Here is a 2997-nt window from a genome sequence, read left to right as displayed (position 1 = left end):
ATAACCTCAAATATATCATCTTGCTTCGGCTGTCACCCCTCCTTTAATTCCTCAGCATACTTTTTGATACACCACCACAAAAAGAAGTGGCTAACGATAAAACTCGTTTGGTATTCATCCGAAAAAATGATAATTACTCTGAACAAACCAGCGCCAATGTTTCCGTGAATAATAGGTTTCAAGTCAGTTTACATGCAGACAACTATACCGTGGTTAACTCATGTGTCGGTACGAATCAGCTAAGTGCTCATGCAACGGGTTTCAAAAATAATAATTTATTAGCAGATAAGCAAGACTATGAGTTGACTGGCGGTCAAACTTACTTTTTTTATATTAGTATGAATGAACAAGGACAAAGTACGTTGGAGCAGATAACGCCTGAAAGTGCATTGCCACTCCTAGCGAACAAGCGTTATCAAAGCCATCAAATCAGCCGTGTTGTACCCAACTGTCCACTACCTATAGCAGTGATACAACCTATCACTCCGCCTCCAGTGGTAGAAGTGCAAACGCCCGCTTTAATGGAGAAAATGACGATTGATCTTGAGGTGCTGTTCGAAACTGACAAGGCCATTGTACGACCAGATTATTATTCAAAAGTAACTGAAGTAGCAGACTTCATGAAGCAGTATCCCAACACAGTGGTAACCATCGAAGGCCATACCGATAGTCGCGGTAAAGATGCTTATAACCAAGCCCTGTCTCAACGCCGAGTAAATGCCGTAAAAGAGGTGTTAATGACTCAATTTGGTGTGGCAGCTGATCGTCTCAGTGCGATTGGTTATGGAGAGTCGCAACCACGAGCAAGCAATGATACCGTAGACGGTCGTCAACTTAATCGCCGCGTTGTTGCTGTAGTTGAAGAGCGCGTACGTAACTAATAATAGTATTACCCTTTGGCAACCAAACTTGCCTAATGTGAATATATCAATCCGTATTATTTGAACTAATAAATCGAAGGAAAACATCATATGAATACTATTATAGTTAAAACTAACGATGCGACTCAGACCATAGATCAAGTGCCAGTAGTGACTCAAGATGGCAAACCCACCATCATTACCGCTATGGATAAAGTAAATTACGAGTTTCATGATACTGCTATAGGCCGTGCGCCAAACCATATTATTACTAAGCGTCTAAAAAATGATTTACATGTCTCTTTTGAAGAAGATGGCGAAGATAGCGATCTTATTATAGAAGGTTTCTACGATAATGAAGAGCGCGCATTACTCGGAATCGCGGAAGATGGAGAGTATTACTACTATATACCAGATACTGGTGAAACCTATGACTACGTGACGCAGTTAGAGGAAGGTGCCGTCGAAGGACAGGCACTAGGTGGAACTGAATATCTAGTGGCAGCAATACCGTGGTGGATACCTGCCGCAGCGGGTCTTGGATTGGTTGGTTTAATCGCTGGTAGCAGCAGTGGAGGCAGTAGTGACGATGCGCCTGTTGATCCTGCGCCTATCGTCAGCCTTAGCGGTGTTATTAGCTTGAGCGAAGCCGATGCAAACAACGAAGCAAACACGGCGTTATATACAGTTAATCTGGATAAAGTGAGTGATACGGATACCACCGTTACCATTACTATCACGCCTAAATCTGCTGAGAGTGATGACTTTATAGCACCAATCACACAAACGGTAACGATTCCGGCTGGACAGACTTCTATTGATTTTGGCGTGCCAATTGTCAATGATGATATCTATGAAGGTGCTGAGAGTTTTACCGTTGTCATCACGAGTGTGACTGCTGGTAGAGCTGCTATTGATGCTAACAATGATACCGTAGATACGGTCATCTATGACGATGGTACAACTGATGGTACGACACCTGTCGATCCTAACAACCCAACCACGGGTAGTGATATTCCAACTGTAAGCATTGTAGCTAGTGACAACCTAGCCGTTGAAGGAGTAAACCACGGATTAGTTTTTACTATATCACAAGATAAAATGAGTAACTTTGACACGTTGGTTAACGTCAAGCTTGATGAAACTAGTAGTATTGAAGTGGCAGATATTGCTTCTATTAGTTACGTGGGCGTTGATGGTGTTACTGTATTTTTAAGTAATGCAAGTGATATCCAAGATTTTCTAACCAATGGAACAAGTATCAAGATACAGGCAGGGCATACGTCTGCACCGGCTATTACCGTCACAGTAGTCGACGATACTATTTATGAACAATCAGAAAGCCTAGTGCTGAAAATCAGCAATCCGCTGAATGCCAGCATTGGCACGGCCACAGATACCGCCGTCATCCTCGATGAAGACGCTACCGACGGCACGCCGAAAGAAGGCGACAAACCGACCCTAAGCGTTGGCAATGCAAGCGCGACAGAAGGCGACGACCTGGTTCACCAAGTCACCGTCAATGGCGTCACCGAAGCCGATGTTACTTATGACTTTGATTTAACGGATGGCAGTGCAACCGCTGGTGATTACAGCAGCGACCCTGCTGATCTCATCTTTAGCAACGGTGTCACCTATGATCCAGTAGCGGGCACCATCACCGTCCCTGCTGGGGTTACCGGCTTTACCGTCAGCTATCCGACGTCAAATGACACCATTCTTGAGAACAATGAAACCACCACGCTTGCGATTGGCGGCGTGATAGGGACCGGCACGATTAACGATGCGGGTGATGCCATTCCTGAGATCAGCATTGAGGCGACGACCGATAGCGCGATTGAAGGCAGTACGGACACCCTTGTCTTTGCCATCAGCCAAACAGGGGCGACCGATAAAGACAGCAGCGTCACCGCCACCTTAACGCTTGGCGACATTGATGCTGGTGACATTGACAGCATCGTTCTCACCAACAGCGATGGCAGCACCCAAACCCTCACGGTGGCAGAAGCCTTAGCCGGGGTTAGCGTCACCATTCCCGCAGGCAGCACTGCCAACCCATTCTTTACCATTACCCCGAATGACGATGCCCTCTATGAGGTCTCAGAAGGCTTTGGCATGAGCATCAGCAATGCGCTCA

General features: G+C 45.7%; 2 protein-coding genes. Both read left to right on the top strand.

The window, feature by feature from the left end; translation table 11 throughout:
- Positions 1 to 164: 164 nt before the first annotated feature.
- A complete protein-coding gene (locus QL982_RS14215; RefSeq protein ID WP_290190426.1) occupies positions 165 to 881 on the top strand; it encodes an OmpA family protein in 717 nt (238 codons plus the stop codon).
- 90 nt (positions 882 to 971) lie between these two features.
- On the top strand, positions 972 to 2997 hold a 2026-nt coding region (locus QL982_RS14210), incomplete at its 3' end, for a Calx-beta domain-containing protein (RefSeq protein WP_290190425.1).

The organism is Psychrobacter sp. 5A.1 (assembly GCF_030407455.1).
Classification (GTDB): Bacteria; Pseudomonadota; Gammaproteobacteria; order Pseudomonadales; family Moraxellaceae; genus Psychrobacter.
The sequence above is the reverse complement of the archived record's forward strand: the minus strand, read 5'-3'. Positions and strand labels throughout refer to the sequence as shown.